The organism is Rhizobium sp. Leaf262 (genome assembly GCF_001422245.1).
Lineage (GTDB): Bacteria > Pseudomonadota > Alphaproteobacteria > Rhizobiales > Rhizobiaceae > Agrobacterium.
In genome coordinates this window covers 1-2,500 of the sequence record NZ_LMMM01000015.1, presented here as the reverse complement: position 1 = coordinate 2,500, position 2,500 = coordinate 1, and the positions used below count along the sequence as shown (strand labels likewise).

The 2,500-nt window shown below is 53.4% G+C and carries 1 tRNA gene and 2 rRNA genes (1 of these 3 cut by a window edge); all 3 read left to right on the top strand.

The features are described from left to right. Positions 1 to 1,722, top strand: a 23S ribosomal RNA gene (locus tag ASF29_RS12680) (it extends 1,208 nt beyond the left edge of the window). A gap of 295 nt (positions 1,723 to 2,017) precedes the next feature. Next, positions 2,018 to 2,132: ribosomal RNA gene (rrf, locus tag ASF29_RS12675) — 5S ribosomal RNA — on the top strand. A gap of 291 nt (positions 2,133 to 2,423) precedes the next feature. Next, a tRNA-Met gene (locus ASF29_RS12670) sits at positions 2,424 to 2,500 on the top strand.

The window sequence follows — 2,500 nt, the reverse complement described above, 5'->3', positions numbered from 1 at the left end:
TCCCAAAACAACCAGGATGTTGGCTTAGAAGCAGCCATCATTTAAAGAAAGCGTAACAGCTCACTGGTCTAAATAAGGGTCTTTGCGCCGAAAATGTAACGGGGCTAAAGCCATGCACCGAAGCTGAGGATACGTCGCAAGACGTGTGGTAGCGGAGCGTTCCGTAAGTCTGTGAAGGCGGACCCGTGAGGGCTGCTGGAGATATCGGAAGTGCGAATGTTGACATGAGTAACGATAAAGGGAGTGAGAGACTCCCTCGCCGAAAGACCAAGGGTTCCTGCTTAAAGTTAATCTGAGCAGGGTTAGCCGGCCCCTAAGACGAGGCGGACACGCGTAGTCGATGGGAACCACGTTAATATTCGTGGGCCTGGTGGTAGTGACGGATCTTGTGTGTTGTACATTCTTATTGGATTGAATGTGCGGCGAAGAGGTTCCAGGAAATAGCTCCACCGTATAGACCGTACCCGAAACCGACACAGGTGGTCAGGTAGAGTATACCAAGGCGCTTGAGAGAACTATGTTGAAGGAACTCGGCAAATTGCACGCGTAACTTCGGAAGAAGCGTGACCCCATGGTACGCAAGTATGATGGGGTGGCACAGACCAGGGGGTAGCGACTGTTTATCAAAAACACAGGGCTCTGCGAAGTAGCAATACGACGTATAGGGTCTGACGCCTGCCCGGTGCTGGAAGGTTAAAGGGAGGGGTGCAAGCTCTGAACTGAAGCCCCAGTAAACGGCGGCCGTAACTATAACGGTCCTAAGGTAGCGAAATTCCTTGTCGGGTAAGTTCCGACCTGCACGAATGGCGTAACGACTTCCCCGCTGTCTCCAACATAGACTCAGTGAAATTGAATTCCCCGTGAAGATGCGGGGTTCCTGCGGTCAGACGGAAAGACCCCGTGCACCTTTACTATAGCTTTACACTGGCATTCGCCAAGGCATGTGTAGGATAGGTGGTAGGCTTTGAAGCGGGGACGCCAGTTCCCGTGGAGCCATCCTTGAAATACCACCCTTATCTTCGTGGATGTCTAACCGCGGTCCGTTATCCGGATCCGGGACAGTGTATGGTGGGTAGTTTGACTGGGGCGGTCGCCTCCGAAAGAGTAACGGAGGCGCGCGATGGTTAGCTCAGACCGGTCGGAAATCGGTCGTCGAGTGCAATGGCATAAGCTAGCCTGACTGCGAGACTGACAAGTCGAGCAGAGACGAAAGTCGGTCATAGTGATCCGGTGGTCCCGTGTGGAAGGGCCATCGCTCAACGGATAAAAGGTACGCCGGGGATAACAGGCTGATGACCCCCAAGAGTCCATATCGACGGGGTTGTTTGGCACCTCGATGTCGACTCATCGCATCCTGGGGCTGGAGCAGGTCCCAAGGGTATGGCTGTTCGCCATTTAAAGCGGTACGTGAGTTGGGTTCAGAACGTCGTGAGACAGTTCGGTCCCTATCTGCCGTGGGTGTAGGAATATTGACAGGATCTGTCCCTAGTACGAGAGGACCGGGATGGACGTATCTCTGGTGGATCTGTTGTCCTGCCAAGGGCATAGCAGAGTAGCTATATACGGAATGGATAACCGCTGAAGGCATCTAAGCGGGAAACCAACCTGAAAACGAGTGTTCCCTATCAGAGCCGTGGAAGACGACCACGTTGATAGGACGGGTGTGGAAGTGCAGCAATGCATGAAGCTTACCGTTACTAATAGCTCGAGCGACTTCTTCGTTCCCATTGATTATGTTCATCAAGCGAAGCTTGATGAACTGTTCTGTCTTCACGGGCTAAAAGCCCTGCAGACGGCGCGCCAAACGATTGGCGACGGACTATCGTCTTGTATGGCTGCCTCGCTCAAGCTTGAGTGTGCCACCAATACAGGCCAGAGGCCGTCGCATCACGTGATGCGGCCCGTCCGGAGCCCTTTGGGCGTCAGGACAAAACAGATAAGACGTGTAAATTAAATAGAAGAGACAATGTCTCCTCTCCAGCTTCTCGAAACAACTTATGTTGTTGCGTTTTGCCGACCTGGTGGTTATTGCGGGGCGGCTGCACCCGTTCCCATTCCGAACACGGCCGTGAAACGCCCCAGCGCCAATGGTACTCCGTCTTAAGACGCGGGAGAGTAGGTCGCTGCCAGGTCTGCAAAACGCAACGCATCACAATCAATATCTTCTCAGAACAAAAACAAACCTCGGCCCAGCCGATACAAAGGGCCGCATCTGCGGCCTTTCGTCGTTTTAGGCCACACGAAATTAAGGCAAACGCACACCGCGTCCCTTGACTGAGACAAATCCTCAAGGATTTGCTCCGAAACGGTCACGTCCCTCACAGGACAAACAACGGTATTTTGCATACGGCAAAAACCAGACCGGATACGCAAACTCAAAGAGTTTGCTCTGTCGCGCAAGTTCCAAGAACTTGCGCTGGTAACGCGGGGTGGAGCAGCCCGGTAGCTCGTCAGGCTCATAACCTGAAGGCCGCAGGTTCAAATCCTGCCCCCGCAACCA